The sequence below is a fragment of the Zavarzinia aquatilis genome, assembly GCF_003173035.1.
Taxonomy (GTDB): domain Bacteria; phylum Pseudomonadota; class Alphaproteobacteria; order Zavarziniales; family Zavarziniaceae; genus Zavarzinia; species Zavarzinia aquatilis.
Genome location: NZ_QGLE01000011.1, coordinates 64,167 through 88,999, shown reverse-complemented (window position 1 = coordinate 88,999; position 24,833 = coordinate 64,167). Strand labels below are relative to the sequence as shown.

General features: G+C 66.7%; 24 protein-coding genes and 2 tRNA genes. 12 read left to right on the top strand and 14 right to left on the bottom strand.

Annotated features, from left to right (window positions below; genetic code table 11):
• Positions 1-307: 307 nt before the first annotated feature.
• Both DKG74_RS16920 and DKG74_RS16915 read left to right on the top strand, forming a co-directional pair.
• Entirely contained in the window at positions 308-883 is a 576-nt protein-coding gene (locus tag DKG74_RS16920) for a TetR/AcrR family transcriptional regulator (RefSeq protein WP_109907357.1), read from the top strand.
• A 176-nt stretch (positions 884-1,059) separates the two neighbouring features.
• A complete protein-coding gene (locus tag DKG74_RS16915; protein ID WP_109907356.1) occupies positions 1,060-1,929 on the top strand; it encodes a DUF1295 domain-containing protein in 870 nt (289 codons plus the stop codon).
• Between the two features lie 76 nt (positions 1,930-2,005).
• On the opposite strand, the gene rpsA is transcribed toward DKG74_RS16915, so the two are convergent.
• The 3 genes from rpsA to aroA form a co-directional block, all read right to left on the bottom strand.
• On the bottom strand, positions 2,006-3,718 hold the full coding sequence (gene rpsA, locus DKG74_RS16910; RefSeq protein WP_109907355.1) for a 30S ribosomal protein S1: 1,713 nt from the start codon (positions 3,716-3,718) through the stop codon (positions 2,006-2,008).
• 128 nt (positions 3,719-3,846) lie between these two features.
• Positions 3,847-4,506: a (d)CMP kinase gene (cmk, locus tag DKG74_RS16905; RefSeq protein WP_109907354.1), complete on the bottom strand. Its 660-nt coding sequence runs from the start codon at positions 4,504-4,506 to the stop codon at positions 3,847-3,849.
• A complete protein-coding gene (aroA, locus tag DKG74_RS16900; protein WP_243404156.1) occupies positions 4,503-5,819 on the bottom strand; it encodes a 3-phosphoshikimate 1-carboxyvinyltransferase in 1,317 nt (438 codons plus the stop codon). Before aroA ends, cmk begins: the two co-directional genes overlap by 4 nt.
• 119 nt (positions 5,820-5,938) lie before the next feature.
• Here aroA and DKG74_RS16895 point away from each other — a divergent pair, with 119 nt between their 5' ends.
• The 5 genes from DKG74_RS16895 (at position 5,939) to DKG74_RS16875 (ending at position 8,092) form a co-directional block, all read left to right on the top strand.
• The gene (locus tag DKG74_RS16895; protein ID WP_109907352.1) at positions 5,939-6,445 is read left to right on the top strand and encodes a TIGR02300 family protein; all 507 of its coding nucleotides are present in this window, start codon (positions 5,939-5,941) and stop codon (positions 6,443-6,445) included.
• 107 nt (positions 6,446-6,552) lie between these two features.
• Positions 6,553-6,628, top strand: a tRNA-Ala gene (locus DKG74_RS16890).
• An 80-nt stretch (positions 6,629-6,708) separates the two neighbouring features.
• Complete coding sequence (gene gpt / locus DKG74_RS16885; protein WP_109907351.1) at positions 6,709-7,209, top strand: xanthine phosphoribosyltransferase; 501 nt, start codon at positions 6,709-6,711, stop codon at positions 7,207-7,209.
• 119 nt (positions 7,210-7,328) lie between these two features.
• Positions 7,329-7,796 (top strand): Hsp20 family protein, encoded by a 468-nt coding sequence (locus DKG74_RS16880; RefSeq protein ID WP_109907350.1) that lies wholly within the window; start codon positions 7,329-7,331, stop codon positions 7,794-7,796.
• A gap of 71 nt (positions 7,797-7,867) precedes the next feature.
• Positions 7,868-8,092: a DUF1150 family protein gene (locus DKG74_RS16875; RefSeq protein WP_109907349.1), complete on the top strand. Its 225-nt coding sequence runs from the start codon at positions 7,868-7,870 to the stop codon at positions 8,090-8,092.
• Positions 8,093-8,193: 101 nt separating this feature from the next.
• On the opposite strand, the gene ptsN is transcribed toward DKG74_RS16875, so the two are convergent.
• The 9 genes from ptsN to DKG74_RS16830 form a co-directional block, all read right to left on the bottom strand.
• Positions 8,194-8,658, bottom strand: coding sequence for a PTS IIA-like nitrogen regulatory protein PtsN (gene ptsN, locus DKG74_RS16870; protein WP_109907348.1), 465 nt, complete (start codon positions 8,656-8,658; stop codon positions 8,194-8,196).
• 10 nt (positions 8,659-8,668) lie between these two features.
• A complete protein-coding gene (gene hpf / locus DKG74_RS16865; protein WP_109907347.1) occupies positions 8,669-9,262 on the bottom strand; it encodes a ribosome hibernation-promoting factor, HPF/YfiA family in 594 nt (197 codons plus the stop codon).
• Positions 9,263-9,457: 195 nt separating this feature from the next.
• Entirely contained in the window at positions 9,458-11,026 is a 1,569-nt protein-coding gene (rpoN, locus tag DKG74_RS16860) for an RNA polymerase factor sigma-54 (RefSeq protein ID WP_109907346.1), read from the bottom strand.
• 12 nt (positions 11,027-11,038) lie between these two features.
• Positions 11,039-11,809, bottom strand: coding sequence for an LPS export ABC transporter ATP-binding protein (lptB, locus tag DKG74_RS16855; RefSeq protein WP_109907345.1), 771 nt, complete (start codon positions 11,807-11,809; stop codon positions 11,039-11,041).
• Complete coding sequence (gene lptA / locus DKG74_RS16850) at positions 11,806-12,402, bottom strand: lipopolysaccharide transport periplasmic protein LptA (protein ID WP_109907344.1); 597 nt, start codon at positions 12,400-12,402, stop codon at positions 11,806-11,808. Before lptA ends, lptB begins: the two co-directional genes overlap by 4 nt.
• On the bottom strand, positions 12,399-13,088 hold the full coding sequence (lptC, locus tag DKG74_RS16845) for an LPS export ABC transporter periplasmic protein LptC (protein ID WP_109907343.1): 690 nt from the start codon (positions 13,086-13,088) through the stop codon (positions 12,399-12,401). The genes lptA and lptC overlap by 4 nt, the downstream gene beginning before the upstream one ends.
• A 1-nt stretch (position 13,089) precedes the next feature.
• Positions 13,090-14,007, bottom strand: coding sequence for a KpsF/GutQ family sugar-phosphate isomerase (locus tag DKG74_RS16840; protein WP_109907433.1), 918 nt, complete (start codon positions 14,005-14,007; stop codon positions 13,090-13,092).
• A 155-nt stretch (positions 14,008-14,162) separates the two neighbouring features.
• Positions 14,163-14,774 carry a ribonuclease D gene (locus DKG74_RS16835; RefSeq protein WP_109907342.1) on the bottom strand — a complete coding sequence of 204 codons (612 nt, stop codon included), beginning with the start codon at positions 14,772-14,774 and terminating at the stop codon, positions 14,163-14,165.
• A 32-nt stretch (positions 14,775-14,806) separates the two neighbouring features.
• Positions 14,807-14,893: transfer RNA gene (locus tag DKG74_RS16830), tRNA-Leu, on the bottom strand.
• 142 nt (positions 14,894-15,035) lie between these two features.
• On the opposite strand from DKG74_RS16830, the gene DKG74_RS16825 reads away from it, so the two are divergent.
• The 5 genes from DKG74_RS16825 to DKG74_RS16805 all read left to right on the top strand — a co-directional run bounded on the left by DKG74_RS16825 (position 15,036) and on the right by DKG74_RS16805 (position 20,308).
• Complete coding sequence (locus DKG74_RS16825; protein WP_109907341.1) at positions 15,036-15,305, top strand: DUF2312 domain-containing protein; 270 nt, start codon at positions 15,036-15,038, stop codon at positions 15,303-15,305.
• A gap of 70 nt (positions 15,306-15,375) precedes the next feature.
• Complete coding sequence (locus DKG74_RS16820) at positions 15,376-17,163, top strand: M3 family oligoendopeptidase (protein WP_109907340.1); 1,788 nt, start codon at positions 15,376-15,378, stop codon at positions 17,161-17,163.
• 4 nt (positions 17,164-17,167) lie between these two features.
• Positions 17,168-18,526: an ABC1 kinase family protein gene (locus DKG74_RS16815; RefSeq protein WP_109907339.1), complete on the top strand. Its 1,359-nt coding sequence runs from the start codon at positions 17,168-17,170 to the stop codon at positions 18,524-18,526.
• A 123-nt stretch (positions 18,527-18,649) separates the two neighbouring features.
• Entirely contained in the window at positions 18,650-19,897 is a 1,248-nt protein-coding gene (locus tag DKG74_RS16810) for an aminotransferase class III-fold pyridoxal phosphate-dependent enzyme (RefSeq protein WP_109907338.1), read from the top strand.
• Positions 19,898-20,101: 204 nt separating this feature from the next.
• Positions 20,102-20,308, top strand: a complete 207-nt coding sequence (locus tag DKG74_RS16805; RefSeq protein WP_109907337.1) for a cold-shock protein — start codon at positions 20,102-20,104, stop codon at positions 20,306-20,308.
• Positions 20,309-20,377: 69 nt separating this feature from the next.
• Here DKG74_RS16805 and DKG74_RS16800 read toward each other — a convergent pair whose 3' ends face one another.
• Complete coding sequence (locus tag DKG74_RS16800; protein WP_109907336.1) at positions 20,378-21,286, bottom strand: response regulator transcription factor; 909 nt, start codon at positions 21,284-21,286, stop codon at positions 20,378-20,380.
• Positions 21,273-24,665: a hybrid sensor histidine kinase/response regulator gene (locus tag DKG74_RS16795; RefSeq protein WP_109907335.1), complete on the bottom strand. Its 3,393-nt coding sequence runs from the start codon at positions 24,663-24,665 to the stop codon at positions 21,273-21,275. The genes DKG74_RS16800 and DKG74_RS16795 overlap by 14 nt, the downstream gene beginning before the upstream one ends.
• Positions 24,666-24,833 lie beyond the last annotated feature (168 nt).

Sequence of the window (24,833 nt, the reverse complement as noted above, 5' to 3'; positions counted from 1 at the left end):
GGCTCCCGCCACCGGTCTGTTCGGGGCCGGAGACCGATCGGTCTACCCACGGAATGTTTTCAAGAATCATGCCAGACTGCGAAGGCGAGGGGCGGCGCCCTTTAACCCGTCCGATCACACGGATCGCGACGGCGGCTGCACAGATTTTCATCGGCATTTCGCCGTTTTTTTCACCAACCCGCGGAACGGATCAGGTTGCGGCCGGACGGGAGAGTGGTTGCGTGGCGCAATCGGCGACGGTAGTTTCGTCCAGGGGTATCGCCACGCCGGTCGTTCCCCAAGAGATCAGCCCGAGGACAGAAGAGGCATGACGTCCGCGCCCGAGACCAAGCTGCTGCAGACCGCCCAGCGGCTTTTCTGCAGCGAGGGCATTCACGCGACCGGCGTCGCGCGCATCATCCGCGAGGCGGGCGTGGCGCGGAAAACGCTCTACGACAAATATGGCTCGAAGGAGAACCTGCTGCGGGCGGTTTTCAGGGCCGAGGCGGACATGTGGTTCCGCTGGTTCGATCACGACCTGCCGGGCACCGGTGCCGATGCCCGGGGGCGTATCCTTCATCTGTTCGACCTGTTGCAGCATTGGTTCGCCGGCGGCAACTTTTTCGGCTGTGTCTTCATCAACGCCGTCGCCGAACATGAGAAGGAGGGCGGCTGGGTGCGCGGCATCGCCCTCGACCACCGGCGCCGGATCAACGAGCGCCTGCATGGCCTGGTGACCGAGGCCGGCATCGAGGATGCGGAACTGGCGACGGAAAAGCTCAGCCTCGTCATCGACGGCGCCATCGTCACCGCGATGGTGACGGCCAATCCCTCGGTCGCCGCCATCGGTCGCGCCACTGCGGCCGACATCCTCGACCACGCCCTTCGCGCCCGGGCCCATTAGCGCGGCTTCCGGCGGGGCGAACGGCCGTTTCGCCGGAACTGCCGGTCCGTGCGGAGACTGTCGCCATTCCGGCGCGAGAAGCCGTGGCGCGCGCCTGTTCAGCCCGATCCCCGACGCCTAGACTTCACCGCATCGAAAATACGTCGATTAACGACGAAGGGGGGGGGGGATCGTCCATGGCGGCCAAGCCTGCCGAGTATTCGGCCATTGTCATCGCTTATGGCATCAGCCTCGTGGGCGCTGGCGCCGTGCTGTATCTCGGCGCGCTGCCCGCGCCCTGGGACGCGCTCGTCGCCGATGTCGCGGCGACCGTGTCGATCTTCGTCTTCAGCCGCCGCCATGGCAATTCCAGTGTCTATGATCCCTATTGGAGCGTGATCCCGCCGCTGCTCGCCCTCTATTGGTGGGGCACGGGCGGGGCCGTCGCCGTCGATCCTTGGCGCGCGCTTTGCGTCCTCCTGCTCGTCTTCCTCTGGGCGATCCGGCTGACCGCGAACTGGGCCGTTCACTGGGGCGGCATGAGCCACGAGGACTGGCGCTATCCGCTGGTGCGCCAGCGCGCGGGCAAGGCGGCAATCCTCGCCGATTTCGCCGGCATTCACCTGTTCCCGACCGTGCAGGTCTTCCTCGGCTGTCTGCCGGTCTATGCCGTGATGACCCGGGGCGGCGCGCCCTTCGGCCTCCTCGACATGCTCGCCGTCGTCGTCACGTTGAGCGCCATCGCGATCGAGACCATTGCCGACCTGCAACTCCACGCCTTCATCGCGAGGCGAAAGCCCGGCGGCTTCATCCGCCACGGCCTCTGGGCCTGGTCCCGCCACCCCAACTACTTCGGCGAACTCGCCTTCTGGTGGGGCCTCATGCTCTTCGGCCTCGCCGCCGCGCCGGCAGACTGGTGGTGGATCATCCCCGGCGCCCTCGCCATGACCGCCATGTTCACCCTCGCCAGCATCCCCTTCATGGACCAGCGCAGCCTGGAACGCCGGGAAGGCTATGGGGACTACATGCGGAAGGTGTCCGCGCTGGTGCCCTGGCCACCGGGGTAGGGATGAAAACAAACGGGGCGCGCCATCGCTGGCGCGCCCCGAAAGTTGGCCCGAGGTCGGGCGGAGGGGTTGAGGATTACTCCTCGTCGCCTTCCGCGTCGGCCTTGGCGCGGGCGCGGGACATGGCCGCGCCCAGGATGTCGCCGAGCGAGGCGCCCGAGTCGGACGAGCCGTACTGAGCCACGGCTTCCTTCTCTTCCTCGATCTCGCGCGCCTTGATCGACAGCGCGAGCTTGCGGGTGGCGCGATCGACGTTGGTGATCTTGGCGTCGATCTTGTCGCCCACGGCGAAGCGCTCGGGGCGCTGGTCCTGACGGTCGCGGGCGAGGTCGGCACGGCGGATGAAGCCGCGCACGCCTTCGTCGCCGATGGCGACTTCGACGCCGCCTTCATTGACTTCGACCACGGTGCCGGTCACGACCGAGCCCTTGCGGACTTCGTTCGAGTTGGCGAGCGGGTCGCGGCCGAGCTGCTTGATGCCGAGCGAGATGCGCTCCTTCTCGACGTCGACGTCGAGAACCTGCGCACGGACGATGTCGCCCTTCTTGAAGTCCTGGATCGCCTGTTCGCCAGGACGGTTCCAGTCGAGGTCGGAGAGGTGGACCATGCCGTCCACGCCGCCGTCGAGACCGATGAACAGACCGAATTCGGTGATGTTCTTGACCTCGCCCTCGATCTCCGTGCCCTGCGGGTGCTGGGCAGCGAAGGCCGACCACGGATTCTCGAGGCACTGCTTCAGACCGAGCGAGATGCGGCGCTTGTTGGCGTCGACCTCGAGGACCATGACTTCCACTTCCTGCGAGGTGGAGACGATCTTGCCCGGATGGACGTTCTTCTTGGTCCAGCTCATTTCCGAGACATGGACCAGGCCTTCCACGCCCGGCTCCAGCTCGACGAAGGCGCCGTAGTCGGTGATGTTGGTCACGCGGCCGAGGAACTTCACGCCCATCGGATACTTGACGCCGACACCATCCCACGGATCCGCCAGCAGCTGCTTCATGCCGAGCGAGATGCGCTGGGTTTCCGGGTTCACGCGGATGACCTGGACCTTCACGGTCTGGCCGATGGTGAGAGCCTCGGACGGGTGGTTGACGCGGCGCCAGGCGATGTCGGTGACATGCAGCAGACCATCGACGCCGCCGAGATCGACGAACGCACCATAGTCGGTGATGTTCTTCACGACGCCTTCGAGGATCTGGCCTTCCTTCAGGTTGGCGACCAGTTCCGAACGGGCTTCCGCGCGGGTCTCTTCGAGGACGGCGCGACGCGACACGACGATATTGCCGCGGCGACGGTCCATCTTCAGGATCTGGAACGGCTGCGGCACGCCCATCAGCGGGGTGATGTCACGCACCGGGCGGACATCGACCTGGCTACCGGGCAGGAAGGCGACGGCGCCCGACAGGTCGACCGTGAAGCCACCCTTGACGCGGCCGAAGATCACGCCTTCGACGCGCTGGCCCTTCTCGAACGCACGCTCGAGGATGGTCCAGGCTTCCTCGCGGCGGGCCTTCTCGCGGCTGATCACCGCTTCGCCCATCGCGTTTTCCATGCGCTCCAGATAGACCTCGACGATGTCGCCGGGCTTCAGCTCGGACTTCTGGCCCGGCGGAGCGAATTCCTTCAGCGCCACGCGACCTTCGGCCTTCAGGCCAACGTCGATCACGGCGAAGTCATTCTCGATCGCGACGACGCGACCTTCGATGACGCTCCCTTCGAGGGAGTTGGCGGAGCCGAACACTTCGTCCAGCAGGTCCGCGAAATTCTCTTTGGTCTCGAAATCAGTCATAGTCAGTTGAACTCCTGTATCTCATTTCCAGGCCGGCCGGTTGTCTCCGGCGGTCTTCCCCCCAATTCCCATCCGGGGGGCCAAACGACAAAAACAGAACGACAAACGGCACGGAAAACCGCGGGCCTTCAGGTCCGCGTCTGCCGCGCCTTCTCGATCATGGACTTCGCCGTGGCGAAGACCTCTTCAATACCCAAGTCCGAGGTATCCAGCAAGTGGGCATCGTCCGCCGCCTTCAGGGGCGCGGTGGCGCGGCCGGCGTCGCGGGCATCGCGCGCCTCGATCTCGGCGGTGATGGCGCCGAGGTCGGCGGCGAGGCCCTTGTCCTGCAACTCCTTGACCCGGCGCGCGGCGCGGGCGGCGACGCTGGCGGTCAGGAACAGTTTCACCTGGGCCTTGGGGCAGATCACCGTGCCGATGTCGCGGCCGTCGATCACGGCGCCAGCGGCGCCATTCGGCGGGATTTCGGCGAAGCGGCGCTGCAGCGCGTCGAGCGCGGCGCGCACGGCGGGCATGGCCGCGACGCGCGACGCCATGCCGCCCGTCGCCTCGAGCCGCAGGTCCGGATGCTTGAGCAGGGCAAGGTCGAGGCGCAGGGCGGCCTTGGTCGCCTCGCTCTCGGTCGGGTCAGTATTGCCGGCGCGGATCAGGCTGAGCGCGACGCCGCGGTAGAGCGCGCCCGTGTCGAGATAGGCAAAGCCGAAAGCATCGGCGAGACGGCGGGCGAGGGTGCCCTTGCCGGCGGCGGCCGGCCCGTCGATCGCGACGATGAAGGGCACGCCCGTCATGACAGGATGGCGCCGAGCGACGTCATCAGGCCGCCGAAGCCGGGGAAGGACGTGTCGATCATATGGGTATCGTCGACCGTCACCGGCTGGGCCGAGGCCAGGCCCATGACGAGGAAGGACATGGCGATGCGGTGGTCCATATGGGTGGCGACGGTGCCGCCGCCGGGGGCCCGCCCCGTGCCCTGCACGACGAGGTAATCCGCGCCCGCCTCGTGGGTCACGCCATTGGCGGCGAGGCCGGCGGCGACGGCGGCGAGGCGGTCGCTTTCCTTCACCCGCAGCTCGGCGAGGCCTTCCATCCGCGTGGTGCCTCTGGCGAAGGCGGCGGCGACGGCCAGCACCGGATATTCGTCGATCATCGACGGGGCGCGGGCGGCGGGCACGGTCACCCCCTTCAGCTCCGAATGGCGGATGCGCAGGTCGGCGACCGGCTCACCGCCGGCGACCCGGCGATCGAGATAGTCGATGCGCGCGCCCATCTCGATCAGCGTGTCGAACAGGCCGACACGCAGCGGATTCAGCCCGACATTGCGGACGGTGATGTCCGAGCCGGGCACGATCAGCGCGGCGACGATGGGGAAGGCGGCCGAGGACGGATCGCCCGGCACCACGACGGGGGCCGCGATCAGCTCGGGCTGGCCGCGCAGGGTGACGTGGCGGCTGCCGTCGGCGGCATCGACGATGCGCACTTCCGCGCCGAAATGGCCGAGCAGCCGTTCGGAATGGTCGCGCGTCGGTTCGGGCTCGATCACCGTCGTCTCGCCCGGGGCGCACAGCCCGGCGAGCAGGATGGCGGATTTCACCTGGGCCGAGGCGACCGGCAGGCGGTATTCGATCGGCATCGGGTCGCGCGCGCCGATCACCGCCATGGGCAGCTTGCCACCGGCCCGGCCGACGAAGCTGGCGCCCATGCGCGACAGGGGCTCGGTCACCCGGGCCATCGGGCGCTTGTTGAGGGAGGCATCGCCGGTAAAGATGGCGGTGACCGGGTGGCCCGCGACGAGTCCCATCAGAAGACGCGCGCCGGTGCCCGAATTGCCCATGTCGAGAATGTCCGCCGGCTCGATCAGGCCGCCGACGCCGACGCCCCGAACCCGCCAGTGGCCCTCGCCGACGCGGGTGACCGTGGCGCCCATCCGGCGCATACATTCGGCGGTGTGAAGAACGTCGTCGCCTTCAAGGAGGCCGGTCACTTCGGTTTCGCCCACGGCGATGCCGCCGAGAATCAGCGCCCGGTGGGAAATGGATTTGTCCCCGGGGACCGTGACGGTGCCGGTCAGGGCCGGGCTGATCTGGGCGCTTTGGGCGGGCACTTGGGAGCCTCGATGTCCGATTCGACGAGCCGTGCACTTACCACGTCGCCAATCGCTTTGACAGACCGTGCACTTCATGGCAAAGCCAGCCCCTGAATTTTCGCTTGCAAGGGAATACAATGGCCAAACCGGAATGGGGCGTGAAGCGGCAGTGCCTCGCCTGCGGCGCGCGCTTTTACGACATGGGCCGCGAGCCGATCGTCTGCCCGAAGTGCGAGACCGTCTTCGAGCCCGAGGCGGCGCTGAAGATCCGCCGCGTCCGTCCTGACGCCAAGGCCGCGAAGGCCAAGGTCGCCGCCGCCGCGGCCGCCGCCGCGGTCGTCGATGATCTCGACGACGAGGATGGCGACGACGAGGAGCGGGGCTCCGCCGTCGACGAGGACGAAGAGGAAGAGGACGTCGGCATCGCCGAACTCGATGGCGATGAGGAAGACCTGATCGCCGATGCCGACGCCGTCGACGAGGATGGCGAGGATGGCGAGGATATCGACGTCGAGGACGCGGTCGAGGATGACGAGGACGTGGACGACGACAGCCTGCTCGACGCCGACGACGAACTCGAGGACGAGGATCTCGAGGACGTGGTCGATGCCGACCTCGATCTGGACGACGAAAAGGACCGCTGAAAAAAAGCTCTTGACCGGATCGCAGACCCTGACTATTGTCCGCGCTCCGCAGGGGACGCTACCAAGCGCAAGCAAAACGGTAGCAGAATCAGCGGCTTAGACGGCTTGGGGCCATAGCTCAGTTGGGAGAGCGCTTGAATGGCATTCAAGAGGTCAGGGGTTCGACTCCCCTTGGCTCCACCAACCGTCTGAAGCAAAGGAAAGGGCGATCCGCAAGGGTCGCCCTTCTTGCTTTCTGGCCTTCTTCACATCGGGGATGATGGATGAGCGAGCCGAACGCCCAAAAGGCCTTTCCCGTGTCCTGGGAGCAATTGCACCGCGATACCCGTGCCCTGACCTGGCGTCTGACCGCCGGCGAACGGAAATACAAGGCCATCGTCTGCATCACCCGGGGCGGGCTGGTGCCGGCGCTGATCGTGGCCCGCGAATTGAACATTCGCCTGATCGACACGATCTGCATCGCCTCCTATCACGACTACAAGGAACAGGGCGACAGCCAGATCATGAAGGGCATCGGGCCCGAGCTTGCGGCGCTGGCGGCCGATGGCGGCAGCGAGATCCTGCTGATCGACGATCTGGTCGATACCGGCAAGACCGCCCGAATCGTCCGCGACATGCTGCCCAAGGCGCATTTCGCCACGGTCTACGCCAAGCCCATGGGAAGGCCCCTGGTCGACACTTTCGTGACCGAGGTCAGCCAGGACACCTGGATCTATTTCCCCTGGGACATGGGCCTGTCCTTCGTGCCGCCCATCGTATCCTGAGGCTGGCGGGCCCCGCGCCCGCTACCCCTTGATTTCGACGGGCCGATCGCCAGATCATAGGGGCGGCGATGCCTTCGGGGTCGCCGCACCGTGGCTCGCTCGATCGAGGGGTTCGTCGTATGTCCCGTCTGTCCGTGTTCAACAGTCCATTGCTGCTCGGTTTCGACCATATGGAGCGGGTTCTGGACCGGGTCGCCAAATCGGCGACCGACGGCTATCCGCCCTACAACATCGAACAGACGGGTTCTGATTCCCTTCGCATCTCCCTTGCCGTCGCCGGCTTCGCCCGCGAGGATCTCTCGGTCACGGTCGAGGAAAACCAGCTGATCGTGCGTGGCCGCCAGGCCCAGGACGACGGCAAGCGCGTCTATATCCACCGCGGCATCGCCGCCCGCCAGTTCCAGAAGGCTTTCGTCCTCGCGGAAGGCATCGAGATCGTCAAGGCGGGGCTCGATAACGGCCTCCTGCACATCGACCTGCGCCGGCCGGTGCCGGCGACGGTGGTGCGCACGATTCCGATCGACGGCGATCTGGCCGGCGAATCCCAGATTCTGGGCCCTGCGGATGGCGCGGATCAGACCCGCTGACAAATAACGGGGCCGAAACGGCCCGTTAACACTGGTGCGCCCATGATGGGGCATCAAAAGGAGGTGTTGAAATGATTGCTCACACCAACAGCGCCGACATGCGGCAGATCAGTCAGGAAGACCTGGCGGAGCTGGGCAGCGGCGCCCTCGTCTACGTCAAACCGATCGTCATCGACGGCCAGCCGGCCTTTTCCGTTCATGCCGCCGATGGCGCGCCGCTGGCGCTCGCCGTCAATCGCGACCTCGCCTTCGCGGCCGCGATCCAGCACGAGATGGAGCCGGTCAGCGTACACTGACGGCGTGCCGGTGACCGAAGGGGCCGGTGCCGGCCCGGTCGGGCCAGCACCGGAATACGGGGTTGCGTGATAATGCCGGACGAACCGGCCGTTTCGAGCGTTCAGGCCGCGTGGGGCCGGGCGCTGTCGGTCAGCAGGGCGTAGATCGCCTCGACCGAGTCGCAATGGCGCAGCTTCTCGCAGGTTTCCTTGTCGCGCAGCAGGCGCGAGACCCGGGCGAGAGCCTTCAGATGGTCGGCGCCGGCACCCTGCGGTGCCAGCAGAAGGAAAATCAGGTCAACGGGCTGCTCGTCGATCGACTCGAAGTCGATCGGCTGGCTCAGCCGCGCGAAAAGGCCGAACAGGCGGTCGATCTCGCTCAGCTTGCCGTGCGGGATGGCGATGCCCTGGCCGACACCGGTGGTGCCCAGCCGCTCCCGCTCGAGAAGGATGTCGAAGATCGTCCGCTCGTGCACGCCGGTAATGGTGGCGGCACGGGCGGACAACTCCATCAAGGCCTGTTTCTTGCCGTTCGCCTTGAGGTCGGCAATGACGCCCTCAGGGCTGATGATGGTGCTAAGCTCCAAGGGTACTGCCTCACACCGGGGCGCTTGCGGCGCGTTTGTTCGGTTCGATCCAGCCGATATTGCCGTCGGGACGCCGATAGACGACGTTGAGGCCACCGTTGGCGCGATTCCGGAACATCATCGCCGGATGCGCGCCGAGATCAAGCCGGAACACCGCTTCGGACACGGTCAGGGTCTCGATTTCCGATTCGCTTTCCGCGATCACCAGCGGATGATCGTTGGACGCGGGCGCGGTGCCGTCTTCGACATCGTCCTGACCGGGGGCCAGGATGTAGGACAGGGCCGGCTCCAGCGTGCGCGCGGCGCCGTGATGGTGATTCTTCAGGCGGCGCTTGTTGCGGCGAAGGCGCTTTTCCGCGCGCTCGGCCGCGACTTCAAAGCTCGCGTAGATTTCGGTGCCGTCGCCTTCAGCGACCACGGTCAGACCGGCGCCGAAATGCACCGTCACATCGGTGCGGAACATGTGCGCTTCCCGCGAGAAGGTCACCGTCGCGTCGATGGCGCTGTCGTAATACTTGCCGACGAGGGCGCTCAGGCGCTCGGTCACATGGGTGCGAAGGGCGTCGCCGATGTCGATTTGTTTGCCCGAGATGATCAGCTTCATGCTTTTGCCTGCGCTTGAGGAAAGGGGCGCTTGGACGTCGCTGCCGGGCCGCGGGCGACACACCGCGTAGCGGTGTCTGCTCCCCCGAGGACGCATACGGACGACAGCTCCGTCTCCTCATACTTACGAGCTAACGTCTCCGGTTTCCAGTGGGCAGCGCGGGGCGCGACCATTTTCCGCCCGGGAAACGGCGCTTCAGCGGCGGCCGAGGGCCTTCTGGCGGCGGCGCTCGGTCGACGATCCGATGCCCAGGGCCTCGCGATATTTCGCGACCGTGCGGCGGGCGATGTCGATGCCGTCACGCTTCAGCAATTCGACCAGCTTGTCGTCCGACAGGATGGCATCCGGGGCCTCGCCGTCGATCAGCTGACGCAGGCGGTGGCGCACGGCTTCGGCCGAATGGGCATCCGAGCCGTCGGTCGAGCCGATGGCGGCGGTGAAGAAGAATTTCATCTCGAACAGGCCGCGCGGCGTCCACACCCATTTGTTGGCGGTGACGCGCGACACGGTCGATTCGTGCATCCCGATTTCCTCGGCGATGGCCTTCAGGTTCATCGGCCGCAGGTGGGAAATGCCGAAGCGCAGGAAGGCGTCCTGCTGCCGCACGAGCGAGGTCGCGACCTTGAGGATGGTGCGCGCGCGCTGGTCCAGCGCCTTCACCAGCCAGTTGGCCGAGGCGAGACAGTCCGAGAGATAGGCCTTGTCGTCCTTGCGCGTGGCGTCCGAACCCGACAGCCGCGCGGCATAGCGCCGGTCGATCAGCACCCGGGGCATGGTCTCGGCGTTCAGCTCGATCAGCCAGTCGCCGTCGTTGCCGCGGCGGATATAGACGTCCGGGATGACCGCCTGCACCGGCGCCGTGTCGAAGGCGTGGCCGGGCTTGGGGTTCAGGGTGCGGATTTCCTTGATGATCTCGATGATCTCGTCCTCGTCGACGCTGGCGAAGCGGGCGAGGGCGGCGAGATCGCGCCGCGCGACGAGGTCGAGATGGCGCAGCACCGCCGCCATCGAGGGATCGAGACGGTCCGCCTCCCGGCACTGGATTTCCAGGCATTCCTGCAGCGAGCGGGCGAAGACGCCGGGCGGGTCCAGCTGCTGCAGGACGCTCAGCAGGTCTTCGAGCGCGGCCTCGTCGATGCCGAGGCGGGCGGCGATGTCGGCGCTGGTCTCGGTCAGATAGCCGGCCTCGTCGAGCGAATCGACGAGATTGGCCGCCATCAGCCGGTCGGGCCCGTCCAGCGGCAACTCGGCCAGCTGGGCCATCAGGTGGTCGCGCAGGGAGATGGCGGAAGCGAGGCGCTCGTCGCCCGTGAAGTCGCTGTCGTCGAAATCGCCGCGCCCGCCGGCGCCGATGCCGGCCCAGTTGGTTTCGGTCAGGTCATCCGGGCCGGGCGCCTGCAGGCTCGCCCGGTCGCCGACGGAATCATCGCCGAAGACATTCTCGTAGCCGTCCTGCAGGCTGCTCGCCTGCTGACCCATGTCCGCCTGGTCGCGGATGTCCCGGTCGACGCCTTCGGGCCCTTCGGCAACAGGACGCGGGACATCGCCCGGCGCCGCGCCATCCGTGGCGCTGCGGTCGCCGTCGCCGCCGTCGTCGCCACCGCCTTCGTCGCGGGTGAGCAGGGGATTCCGCTCCAGCTCCTGCTCGACGAAGGACGCAAGCTCGATCTGGCTCAGCTGCAGAAGCTTGATCGCCTGCTGCAGCTGCGGGGTCATCACCAGCGACTGGCCCTGCTTTAGCTCCAGCCGTTGCGCGATCGCCATCGTTCCTACCTGTTAGAGGCTGAACCTGTCACCGAGATAGACTCGGCGGACACCCTCGTGGGCGACCACCTCGTCGGGGGTGCCCTCCATCAGGACCTGCCCCTCATGAATAATGTAGGCCCTGTCGATCATGTCCAGCGTTTCGCGGACATTGTGATCGGTAATCAGCACGCCGATGCCCCGGTGTTTCAGATGGCCGATCAGATTCCGGATGTCGTCGACCGCGATCGGGTCGATGCCGGCAAGGGGTTCGTCCAGCAGGATGAAGGCCGGGCTGGTGGCGAGGGCGCGGGCGATTTCCACCCGGCGCCGCTCGCCACCCGACAGCGCGACCGATGACGTGTTGCGCAGGTGGGCGATGGAAAATTCGGCCAGCAGGTCGTCGAGCACGGCTTCGCGCCGGTCGCGCTCGGTTTCCACGATCTCGAGCACGGCGCGGATATTGTCCTCGACCGTCAGGCCGCGAAAGATCGAGGCTTCCTGCGGCAGATAGCCGATGCCGAGGCGGGCGCGGCGATACATGGGCAGGCTGGTGACGTCCTGGCCGTCGAAGAAAATGCTGCCGTAATCGGGCGCGACGAGGCCGGAGATCATGTAGAAGCAGGTGGTCTTGCCGGCACCGTTGGGGCCGAGCAGGCCGACCACCTCGCCGCGCTGCAGATGCAGCGAGACGCCGCGCACCACGGGGCGCTTGTTGTAGATCTTGCCGAGGGAATGCGCGACCAGACCGGTTTCCGCGGCCGGCGCCTCCGCCTCGGCCTGGGCGGCGAGCCTGTCGTTCATTGCGCCTTCTGCCCGCCGGACTTCTGTTCGGGCACGATCAGGCCCTTCACCCGGCCGTCGCTGCCACCGCCGCCGGTCATCACGCTGCGCCCGGTGCGCAGGTTGACCGTCAGTTCCTGGCCTTTCAGCACATTCTCGCCGCGGGTCAGGATGACGTTGCCGGTCATGATCACGGTGCCCGCGGCCGGGTCGTAGACCGCGTTGTCGCCCTGGGCGGTATCTTCCCGGGCGGTGACGAAGACATTGCCGCGCGCGACGATCTTCTTGATGCCCGAAGGGCCGGCGCCGGCCTCACCGCCAGCGATATTGCCGCCGGCATAAGTCACTTCCAGCCGGTCCGCGCGCAGGATCATGTCGGCCTGGGTGACCTTCACATTGCCGGCGAAAACGGCGGACGAACTCTGATCCGTCACCTCGAGGCTGTCCGCCAGGATCTCGATCGGCGCGCTCGAATTGAAATTCAGGCGGGGCGGACCCGGCTGGGCCGCGCTTTGCGCCAGCGCGGGCGCGACGAGGGCGGGCATACCAGCAACCAGAACCGAGACGAGGCCGAGAACGGTGGCATGGCGCAGGACACGTACAGCTTTCGTCATTCTCCGTTCCTCGGCTGGCCGCTCGCAGGGGTGGGGGCGTCCCGCGGCGTGATCACGACCCTGACCTGTCCGTCGAAGCGCATCACATGGCCGTTGTCGCTGGCCTGCATGGAGTTGGCTTCGATCTGTCCGGTGGGGCCGAAGGCTATTACCCGCTTGTCGCTCGAAGCCGTGCCTTTGGCAAGGTCGAGACGCACGCTTTCGAGTTTCACCTGGTGTCCGTCGGAAAGTGTGACCGTGACGCCGCCATCGAGGTCGAGGGTCTGTTCCTTCAGTAGGTAGACGCCGGTGGCGGCGATGACCTTCACCGGCTTGCCGTCCTCGGCGGCGAGATCGGCCTTGATGTCGCTCATGGTGACGCGGGTCGGCTCCAGCCCGTCGGCATTGGCCTTGGCCGCGGTCACGGCGTAGGGCCGGCCCTTGTCGTCGGCCCCGGTCAGCACGGGGGCGATCATCTCGAGCCCGTCCGCCCGCACCTCGACATTGCTGTAGGACAGGGCGGCTTCCTGCCGGCTTTCCAGCGTCGGCCACAGCAGGACGGCGCCGAGGAGGCCGATGGCGACCAGCGGCAGCACGATCTTCATCAACCCGACGAAGCGGCTGTAGCTGCGGCCGGCCGAGCGCGGATGCGGCATCTGGACCGGCAGCACCGGTCCCCGCTTCGGCGACAGCGTCGGCCGCGGCATGTCAGGCGACCTTCGCGCGGAGGAGATCGTGGATGTGCAGGACGCCCACCGGCCGGCCTTCGCCGTCGACGACGAAGAGCGCAGTGATCGCCTTGCTGTTCATGATGAACAGTGCCTCGGCGCCCAGCGCGTTTTCGGTCGTCGTGCGCGGGTTGCGGGTCATCACCTCGCCCGCGCTGAGGGCCAGCAGGTCCGGCCCCATCTTGCGGCGCAGATCGCCGTCGGTGATCACCCCGATCAGCCGGCCGGCCGAATCGACGACACCGGCGCAGCCGAAATGGCCGGACGTGATGGTCAGGATCACCTGGTCCATCCGGCTGCTGGCCCCGGCCAGGGGAATTTCCTCGCCCTTGTGCATCAGGGCGCCGACCTTCACCAGGCTGTCGCCCAGCTTGCCGCCGGGGTGGAAAGACTTGAACTGTTCGGCGGTGAAGCCGCGCCGCGCCATCAGCGCGACCGCCAGCGCGTCGCCAAGCGCGAGCTGCATGGTGGTCGAGGTCGTGGGCGCGAGGCCGAGCGGGCAGGCTTCCGGCGCCGCCGGCAGGGCGAGGAGAATGTCGCTGGCCTGGGCGAGGGTGCTGTTCGCGCCCGAAGTGATGGCGATCAGGCAGATGCCGTGGCGCCGCGTATAGGCGACGATATCGGCCAGTTCCTTGGTCTCGCCCGAATTGGACAGGCAGATCACGACATCGTCCGGCGTGATCATGCCAAGGTCGCCGTGGCTTGCCTCGGCCGGGTGGACGAATTGGGCGGGCGTGCCGGTCGAGGCCATGGTGGCGGCGATCTTGCGCCCGACAAGGCCCGATTTGCCCATGCCCGAGACGGCGACCCGTCCGGCGGCACCGGCGATCCGCGCGACCGCCGCCCCGAAATTGCCGTTCAGCGAATCGGCGAGGGCGGCGAGACCGTCCGCCTCCATGGCGATGACGCGGCGGGCTTCGGCAAGATCGGTGGAAAGATCGCTCAATTTATCATGCTCGCTTGGCAGCCATTGTCGGCCGGCACGCTCGGGGCCGGGCCGCCGGCCGGGACCCGGTGCGGAAAGCCCGTCGCGGCCGCTGCCGCGCCCAGGGCCTAGTGAGCAAATATGTCGACTTCGGGCCAGCCTTCAAGGTCGAGCAGCGCCCGCGTCGGCAGGAAGTCGTAGCAGGCCTGCGCCAGGGCGGTGCGCCCCTCGCGGGCCAGCAGGACGTCGAACTTCGCCTTCAGGGTGTGAAGGTAGAGGACATCCGAGGCGGCATAGGCGAGCTGCGCTTCCGACAGATCCCCGGCGCCCCAGTCGGACGACTGCTGCTGCTTGGAAATCTCGATTCCGGCCAGTTCCTTGCACAGGTCCTTGAGGCCGTGGCGGTCGGTGAAGGTGCGGACCAGCTTGGACGCGATCTTGGTGCAATAGACCGGCGCGGTCAGCGCGCCGAGGCCCTGATAGAGCGCGGCGATATCGAATCGGGCGAAGTGGAACAGCTTCAGGACCTTGGGGTCCGTCAGCATCCGCGCGAGGTTGGGCGCCGATTTCTGGCCGAGGGCGATCTGCACCAGATGGGCATTGCCGTCGCCGGACGAGAGCTGGACGAGACACAGCCGGTCGCGATGGGGGTTCAGCCCCATGGTCTCGGTGTCGATGGCAACGATGGGGCCGAGATCGAGCTCGGCCGGGAGATCGCCCTTGTGGAGCGTCACGGTCATGGCGCGGCCTCGATCGGGTGAGGGGGTCGCTGTGGTGCCCAGGAAAAGACTCGAACTTTCACGCCCTTACGGGCACTAGTACCTGAAACTAGCGCGTCTACCAATTCCGCCACCTGGGCAGGTGCGAGGCCGGGTTGATACCGCTCTGCCCGGGGCTTGTCAACGCCCTCGTGAAAAATTCTGCTGGCCTCGCCGATTGCCAAGGCCGGTCCGCCCCGGCTAACGTCCGCAGCCATATTCCCACAGTAGAAGAGGTCCATCATGGCCGAAGTCGTCGGCATCGCCGGTGAGCAGCTGCGCCAGTTCGTCGCCCGCATCGAGCGCCTGGAAGAAGAGAAGGCGGCCCTCGCCGCGGATATCAAGGAAGTCTATGCCGAGGCCAAGGGCAACGGCTTCGACACCAAGGTGCTGCGCACCGTGATCCGCCTGCGCAAGATCGACAAGGCCGAGCGGCAGGAGATGGATGCCATCCTCGAGCTTTATCTCGAGGCGCTCGGGATGCACGAAGGCGCCGTCGGCGGCGAAGAGTAAGGCGGAAAGCCTTGGCAGCCGGGGGCGCCGCCCCCATATCGCCCACAGGATCTTGCGACGGAACGGGTCGATGAGCGAAGCGAAGCGGAACGAGGAACTGGGCGTGCTGCCCGAATGGGATCTGAGCGATCTTTACCCGGGCCTCGATTCGCCCGAACTGGCGGCCGCCTTCGACGAGGCGGGCGCGGCGGTGAAGGCTTTCGCCGCCCGCTATCAGGGCAAGCTCGAATCGCTGCCGGGCGATGCCATCGGCGAGGCGCTGGCCGAATACGAGAAGCTGCAGGACCTGATGGGTCGCATCGGCTCCTACTCGGGTCTCGTCTATGCCGGCAACATGGCGGACGCGAAGATCGCGCAGTTCCATCAGACCGCTCAGGAAAAGCTGACCGATGTGTCGAGCGAGCTGCTGTTCTTCACCCTCGAGCTGAACAAGCTCGAGGATGAGGTGCTGGAAGCGAAACTCGCCGAATCGCCGAAACTCGCCCATTACCGGCCGTGGCTGCGGGATCTTCGCGCCTATCGTCCGCATCAGCTGTCCGACGAGATCGAGAAGCTGCTGCACGAGAAATATGTCGCCGGCCGCGCCGCCTGGACCCGCCTGTTCGACGAGACCTTCGCCGCGCTGCGCTTTTCCGTCGACGGCAAGGAACTGACCTCGGCCGAGGCGCTGCACCTGATGTCGGACCGCAGCCCCGAAGTGCGGAAGACGGCAGCCGACGCCCTGTCGGAGGTTTTCGCGAAAAATGTCCGGCTGTTCGCCCTGATCACCAATACCCTCGCCAAGGACAAGGAGATCGAGGACCGCTGGCGTCACTATGCGACGCCAGCCTCGGCCCGGCACCTGTCCAACGCGGTCGAGGCCGAGGTGGTCGACGCGCTGGTCACCGCCGTGCGCGCGGCCTATCCCCGGCTGTCCCATCGCTATTACGCGCTGAAGGCCAAGTGGTTCGGGGTCGAGGCGCTGAACGCCTGGGATCGCAATGCGCCGCTGCCCGATGGCGACGACCGCACGATTTCCTGGTCCGAGGCGAAGGAAACCGTGCTCGGCGCCTATGGCGATTTCTCGCCCGAGCTTGCCCATATCGGCCAACGCTTCTTCGACGCGGCCTGGATCGACGCGCCGGTCCGCCCTGGCAAGTCGCCGGGCGCCTTCGCCCATCCGACCGTGCCTTCCGCCCATCCCTATCTGCTCCTCAACTATCAGGGCAAGACGCGGGATGTGATGACCCTTGCCCACGAGCTGGGGCACGGCGTCCATCAGGTGCTGGCGGCGGCGCAGGGGCCGCTGATGGCGGACACGCCCCTGACCCTCGCCGAGACGGCGTCGGTCTTCGGCGAGATGCTGACCTTCCAGGCCCTGTTGCGCAAGGAAACCGATCCCGCCCGCCGCAAGATCCTGCTCGCGACCAAGGTCGAGGACATGATCAACACGGTGGTGCGCCAGACCGCCTTCTATCAGTTCGAATGCCGCGTCCACGACGAGCGCCGCAAGACCGAGCTGACGGCGGAGCGCATCGGCGAGATCTGGCTGGAGATCCAGAGCGAGAGCCTCGGCCCCGCGATCCGCATGAATCCGGGCTACGAGACCTATTGGTGTTACATCCCGCATTTCATCCATTCGCCGTTCTACGTCTATGCCTATGCCTTCGGCGACTGTCTGGTGAATTCGCTCTATGCCGTCTACGAGGGCGCGGAGGGCGGCTTCCAGCAGAAATATTTCGAGATGCTGAAGGCAGGCGGCACCCTGCGGCACAAGGAACTCCTCGCGCCCTTCGGGCTCGATGCTTCGGATCCGGCCTTCTGGTCGAAGGGCATGGACGTCGTCTCCGGCCTGATCGACCAGCTCGAGGCGATGTAACGCGATGGATGACGAGCGGGACGCGGAGGGCAATCGCCTCGCCAGCCGCGCCCGCCGTTATGCCAAGGTCACGGGCGCCGTCGGCGGCATGGCCCTGCGCGAAGCGGGCCGCCGCCTGACGGGCGGCGAGGCCGATTACGCCAAGATCGCGGCCGAGCTGCGCCGCGTGCTGGGCGGGCTGAAAGGCCCGCTGATGAAGGTCGCGCAGATCGTCGCGACCGTGCCCGACGCGGTACCCGAGGAATTCGCCAAGGAACTGGCGACCTTGCAGTCGCAGGCCCCCGCCATGGGCTGGCCCTTCGTCCGCCGCCGCATGAGCGCCGAACTCGGCCCCGACTGGCGCGGGCGTTTCGCCGAGTTCGCGCAGGACGCGGTGGGCGCCGCCTCGCTCGGCCAGGTGCACCGCGCGACGGCGCATGACGGCACGGCGCTGGCGATCAAGCTGCAATATCCCGACATGCTGTCCGCGGTCGAGGCCGACCTCAAACAGCTGAAACTCGCCCTCTCCATCCACAAGCGCCTGGACGGGGTGATCGACACCGCCGAAATCTACGAGGAAATCTCCGACCGCCTGCGGGAAGAGCTGGATTACACCCGCGAGGCCGGCCACATGCGGCTCTACGCCGAGGTTCTGGGCGGAGAGGCGCATATCCGGGTGCCCCGGCCCGTCGCCGACTTGTCGACCCGGCGCCTGCTGACCATGAGCTGGCTCGACGGCACGCCCATCCTCGACTGGAAGGGCGCAGGCGAGGGGCAGCGCAATCACCTCGCCGAAGTGCTGTTCCGCGCCTGGTGGCTGCCCTTCGCCCGGCTCGGCGTCATTCATGGCGATCCGCACCTCGGCAATTACACGGTCCATGGCGAGGCGGAAGGGATCAACCTGCTCGACTACGGCTGCGTGCGTGTCTTCCCGGCGAGTTTCGTCGGCGGCGTGGTCGAGCTTTATCGCGCGCTGCAGACGGGCGATGAGGCGCGCGCGGTCCATGCCTATGAGACCTGGGGCTTCCGCGATCTCTCGTCCGACCTGATCGAGACCCTGAACATCTGGGCGCGCTTCATCTATGGCCCGCTGCTGGACGACCGGGAACGCACCATCGCCGATGGCGTCGCCCCGGCCGAATACGGGCGGCGCGAGATGATGCAGGTCCATGGCCGGCTGAAGACGCTGGGGCCGCTGCGTCCGCCGCGGGAATTCGTCTTCATGGACCGCGCCGCCATCGGCCTCGGCGCCGTTTTCCTGCACCTCGGCGCGAGACGCAACTGGTTCCGCCTGTTCAACGAGGCGCTGGACGGTTTCGACGCCGCCCAGCTTGGCGCGCGCCAGCACGCCGCCCTCGCGCGGGCGGGCATTCCGCCGGTCTGAGGCGCGCAGGGCCCTCTGCCCTCCACCGGAATATGGAGCGCGCGGGGCCTGTTCCTCTGTCACGATAAGACCGTGGGCTTCCGCCCGCTGCCGTATCCGCGTGATCAGAGGGAAGCCGCCGCCATGAATTCCATCGCCTTTCCCGCCCCCGTCGCCTCGGTCGATGCCGATCTGCGCCGGCGCGCCGCCGCGGTCATTCCGGGCGGCATGTATGGCCACCAGGCCGCGAAGCACCTGTGGCCCGGCGCGCCCCAGTTCATCGCCTCGGGCGAGGGCGCGGTGGTGCGCGACGTCGACGGGCGGGAGTATATCGACCTGCTGTGTTCCTATGGCCCCATCGTGCTTGGCCACCGCCATCCCGAGGTCGAGGCCGCGGCACGAGAACAGGCCATGCTGGGCGATTGCTTCAACCTGCCCGGCCCGCGCATGGTCGAACTGGCGGAGCGGCTGACCGGCATCGTCGATTACGCCGACTGGGCGATGTTCCAGAAGAACGGCACCGATGCGACCACCCTCGCGCTCACCGTCGCCCGCGCCCACACGGGGCGCAAGGGCGTGCTGATGGCGACCGGCGCCTATCACGGCGCCGCGCCCTGGTGCACGCCGATCCCGCTCGGCACCACGCCCGGGGCACGCGCCGACCTCTACAACTACCGCTACAATGACATCGCCAGCGTCGAGGCCGCGCTGGCCGCCTGCGGCGACGATCTCGCCGCCATCATTGTCTCGCCCTTCCGCCATGACGCCGGTTTGCCGCAGGAACTGGTGGAGCCGGAATTCGCCCGCTACCTGCGCGCCCTGTGCGACGAGAAGGGCGCCATGCTGGTGCTCGACGAGGTGCGCTGCGGGATGCGCCTCGGCTTCGGCAGCAGCTGGGCCGGGATCGGTGTCGCGCCCGATCTGTCGGCCTGGAGCAAGGCGCTGGGCAACGGTCATCCCATCGCGGCGCTGATGGGGATCGACGTCTTGCGCCCGGCGATCGAGAAGATTTTCACGACGGGCTCGTTCTGGTTCTCGTCGGTCGCCATGGCGGCTTCTCTCGCCACCCTGGACGTCATGGCGCGGGAAGGCAGCGTCGCGCGGATGCACACCCTCGGCCAGGTGCTGTGGGACGGGCTGCTGGCGCAGGCGGCGAAATATGGCGTCGACTGCAGCCTGACCGGCCATGTCACCATGCCCTATCTGTGTTTCCCGGGCGAAAGCGACTGGGCGAAAACCGATGTCTTCGCCGCCGCCTGCGCCAAGGCCGGGGTGTTCACCCATCCGCGCCACAACTGGTTCATTTCCGCCGCCCTGAGCGACGCGCAGATGGCGCAGATTCTCGAGGCGACCGGCGAAGGTTTCGCGGCCGTCGCGGCCATCGGGGATTGATCCGCGCGCGGCCGGGACACCGGCATCGGCATTTAGGGCTTGTATCGCGGGCCGGGCTTGCCCATAGTGCCCGCGATCACGTTTCGACGTTTGGCGGCCTTGCGCTCCCGCTACCCAGCGACGGCCCCGTCCATCCCGACATTGAAATCTGACCTGTCCTGCAAACCTGCGGGATGAACACCCATTCTCGAAAGACTACCCAATATGACTATCGGCACCGTGAAGTGGTTCAATGCCACCAAGGGCTTCGGCTTTATCGTTCCGGAAAACGGCGGCGCGGACGTGTTCGTCCATATCTCCGCGGTCGAGCGTTCGACCCTCGGCAGCCTGAACGAAGGCCAGCGCATCAGCTTCGACCTCGAAAAGGGCAAGCAGGGCAAGGTCTCGGCGGTCAATCTCCAGGCCGCCTGAGCCGTCCTCGCGACGGAAAACCCCGCGGCAGCGATGCCGCGGGGTTTTTTCTTGGGCTCGACAGCCCCGTCAGTGCCCCCGATCGCCGTCGAGGGTGCGCAGCGCCAGCATGGCGGCGGCGGTGCGGTTCTCGACCCCCAGCTTGTCGTAGATCGTCTCGAGGTGCTTGTTCACCGTGCGCGGCGACAGGCCGAGGATTTCGGCGATATCCCGGTTGGACTTGCCCCGTGCCAGCCACATCAGCACTTCGCCCTCCCGCGCGGTCAGGCCGAGGCGGTCGCGCAAGGTGAGTTCCTGGGCCGGCTGATCGGTTTCCGCCAGCTGCAGCAGGAATTCATTGGGGCCGGTGCGGCCGACGAAGCCGAACTGGATCGCCCGTCCGCCCGGCGGACTCGCCGGCACGAAACGGTTGGCGCCGCCTTCGGGCGCGGCGAGGCTGGCGACCCATTGGCCGACATCGGCCGGCAGCTGGCCGCTTTCGGCCGCGCCGCCGAGCAGCACGGCGGCCTGCGGCGTCGACCACAGGATGCGGCCCTGACGGTCGGCGCCGAGGAGGTAGCGGCCGGTGGCATCGAGCGCGGCGCGCGCGCTCTGGGTCAGGCGGGCATTGGCGAGATGGACGCGGATGCGCGCCACCAGCTCGTCCGGGGCGATGGGCTTCGTGACATAGTCGACACCGCCGGCGGCAAAGCCGTTCACGATATGCTCGGTCTCGGACAGGCCGGTCATGAAGATGACGGGGACATGGGCCATGGCCGGCAGCTGCTTCAGGCGGCGGCAGGTCTCGAACCCGTCCATGCCCGGCATGATGGCGTCGAGCAGGATGACGTCGGGCGTGATCTTCTCGACCAGGGAAAGGGCGGCGCTGCCGGCGACGGCGACGAGCACGGTCAGGCCCGCCTCCTCGATGGCGTCGGTCAACATGCCGAGGGTGCCGGGCGAATCGTCGACGACGAGGACGATGTCACGCGCGGTCATGGGGTCCACCGGTCGAAAGGCGGCGCAGGATGTCCATGTATTCATCGAGGGCAAATCCTCTCACCATGGACCGCAGGGCGGTCGTGAAAGCCTGGGATTCCGGGTATTGCTGGTCGATCTCGTCGAGCTTGGCCTGGATGCCGCGCACATAGCCGATTTCACCCAGTTTCAGCAGCTCCTGGATATGGCGGACCGAGGGCAGGCCGGCCCGGTCGAAGGCGAGGCCGGGGGCCGCGGGTGGGGTTGCCGGCGCCTCGTGGGTCCAGGTCAGATGCAGCACCCGGCCGATGGCATCGAACAGGCGGCGCAGATGCACGGGCTTCACCAGGAAGTCGTCATGCAGATCGCCGTCGCCGCCCGGGCGATATTCGTTGGCATTGGCCGAGACGATGATGATCTTCGGCGGCGGGTCCTGGTCCTCGCGCAGGCGGCGGGCGACCTCCCAGCCGCTCATGTCCGGCATGGACAGGTCGAGCAGGACAAGGTCCGGCTTCGCCACTTTCGCGAGTTCGAGACAGGTCGCGCCATCGGGCGCGCCGAACACGGTAAAGCCGATGGGCGAAAGCGAATCCTGAATGAGGTCGCGGTGGTCCAGCTCGTCGTCGGCGATGAGCACGGTCTTCGGCGCGCCGAGATAGCCGTGCACCGCGGGTTCGCTCTCCCGGCTCTCGACCTGGCGGCCGGAGGCGGAGAGCAGCAGGCGGACCTTGAAGGTGCTGCCCTTGCCGAAGACCGAGGTCACGGAAATCTCCCCGCCCATGATCTCGGTCAGCAGCTTGGTGATGGTCAGGCCAAGGCCGGTGCCCAGCGCCGCGAAGACATTGGGCTGCCTTCCGCGCTCGAAGGGGTCGAAGATGCGGCCGATGTCGTCGGCATGGATGCCGATGCCCGTGTCCTCCACCTCGAATTCGGCGACCGGATTGCGATAGCGGATGCGCAGGGAAACATGACCCTGGCGGGTGAATTTGATCGCGTTGGACAGGAGGTTGATCAGGATCTGACGCAGGCGCTTTTCGTCGGTGAAGACGACCTGGGGCAGGCTCGGGCTTTTCTCGAAGATGAAGTCGATGCCCTTGCCCTGCGCCTGCAGGCGGAACATGCCGACGATCTGTTCGAGGAAATCCTCCAGCTGGACCTCGTCGCGGTGCAGGTGCAGGCGCCCGGCCTCGATCTTCGAGATGTCGAGCAGGCCCTCGATCAGGCCGGTCAGATGTTCGGCGCTGCGCCTTATCACCTTCACCGCGTCCTGCCGGTGGGCGGGCATGGCCGGATCGCGGTCGAGCAACTGGGCATAGCCGAAGATGGCGTTCAGCGGCGTGCGGAGTTCGTGGGAAATGCCAACGACATAACGCGTCTTGGCCAGATTGGCGCTTTCCGCCGCCTCCTTGGCCTTCTGCAGCTTGGCGTCCGTCACCTTGTGGGCCTCGATCTCCTGCATGAGGAGGGTGGTCTGGCGCGCCGATTCCTCTTGCGCGACATGGCGGCTTTCCTGCGCGAGGACGAAGAGCCAGGCGGCGACCCCGGTGATGATGAACAGGATGAAGAAGATCGACCACATCATCCCGGCGAGGGCGGGATCGTGGCCGCCGACGTCGATGGTGCTCTGGTAATAGACCAGCCACAGGGTGAGGCCGATCACGGCGGCGGCGATCGACTGGATGCCGAGGTAATGGCCGAGGCGGGAATTCAGCCGTTCCACCACCCGGGCGGGCAATATCTTGCCGAGAAGATGCAGGGCCTGATCGGGGATGCGCGCCTTGTCCTTGCAGCTGTCGTGGCAGCGGGCGTCGAGCGAACAGCAGAGCGAACAGATCGGCCCTTCGTAGGCCGGGCAGAAGGCCATGTCCTCGGGCTCGAAACTATGCTCGCAGATACAACAGGCGATGATGGTGCGCTTGCGCCAGTTCCGCCGGGGCGTTCGCGCGATGTAATAGCGGCCCTTGGTCGCGATGGCGATCAGCGGCGCCGTGGTGAAGGCGACGACGAGGGCGAGGAACGGCGCGAGGGATTGCAGCTCGGCCCCGAAGGCGCCGAACAGCGCGATCGAGGCGATGGCGGTCGCGAACAGCATCGAGCCGACGCCGACCGGATTGATGTCGTAAAGATGGGCGCGCTTGAATTCGATATGTTTCGGGCTCAGGCCCAGTGGCTTGTTGACGACGAGGTCGGAAACGATGGCGCCGACCCAGGCGATGGCGATCACGGAATAGAGCCCGAGGATCTGCTCCAGCGCCTCGTAGACGCCGAGCTCCATCAGCATCAGGGCGATGATGACGTTGAACACCAGCCAGACCACGCGGCCGGGGTGGCTGTGGGTGAGGCGCGAGAAGAAATTCGACCAAGCGATGGAGCCCGCATAGGCATTGGTCACATTGATCTTGAACTGGGACAGCACGACGAAGGCGCCGGCGAGGCCGAGGGCGACATTGGGGTCGCCGAACATGGCGCCGAAGGCGACGAGATACATTTCCGTCGGCTCGGACGCCTTGTCGGCCGGAATGCCCTGCTGAAGGCAGAGCACGGCGAGCAGGGAACCCGCCAGCATCTTGAGGACGCCGAGCACGATCCAGCCGGGCCCCGCCGCCAGCAGCGCCGCCCACCAGCCGACGCGCCCGCGCCGGGTCGGCGAGGTCGCCGGCAGGAAGCGCAGGAAGTCGACCTGCTCGCCAATCTGCGCGACCAGCGAGAAGACGACGGAGGCGGCAAGCCCGAAGGAAATGAGGTCGACGCTGCCGTCGGGCGCGCCGTGCCGTCCGGTGTGGCTCTGCCAGGTGCTGAAGGTGTCGCCACCCGAAAACGCCAGAAAGGCGAAGGGCATCAGATGCAGCACGACCCACAGCGGCTGGGTCCACATCTGGAACCGGCTGATCAGGGTAATGCCATGGGTTACCACGGGAATGACCGCGAGGGCGCAGACGATATAGCCGATCGACGGCGGCAGCCCGAACATCATGTCGAGCGCATGGGCCATGATCGCGGCTTCGATCGCGAAGAAGATGAAGGTGAAGGAGGCGTAGATCAGCGAGGTGAGGGTGGAGCCGATATAGCCGAACCCGGCGCCCCGGGTGAGAAGGTCGATGTCGACGCCGTATTTCGCGGCGTAATAGGTGATGGGGATCCCCGTGAGACCGATGAGGATGCCGACGACGATAATCGCCGTGGTTGCATTGCTGAAGCCATAGGATAGAGTGATCGCGCCGCCGATCGCTTCCAGCGCCAGAAACGAAATGGCGCCGAGGGCCGTGTTCGCCACCCGGAACGACGACCAGCGCCGGGCGCCCTTCGCGGTGAAGCGAAGCGCGTAATCCTCCAACGTCTGGTTCGCCACCCATTGATTGTATTGGCGGCGCACCCTGACGATGCGCTGTCGTGCCGACATCCCCTGGCCCCTGCCTTTAACGCCTCACCGCAGCCGACAATACCTCCACACCGCGACCCGCGCAGCCCCGCCGGTCGCGGCTGCCCCGCCGTCCCGCCGATGCGTAGACAGTGGTGCGCAATTGTTGCGCTGCAAATACGCAGTTCTGCGTATGGCTGCACTGCACAA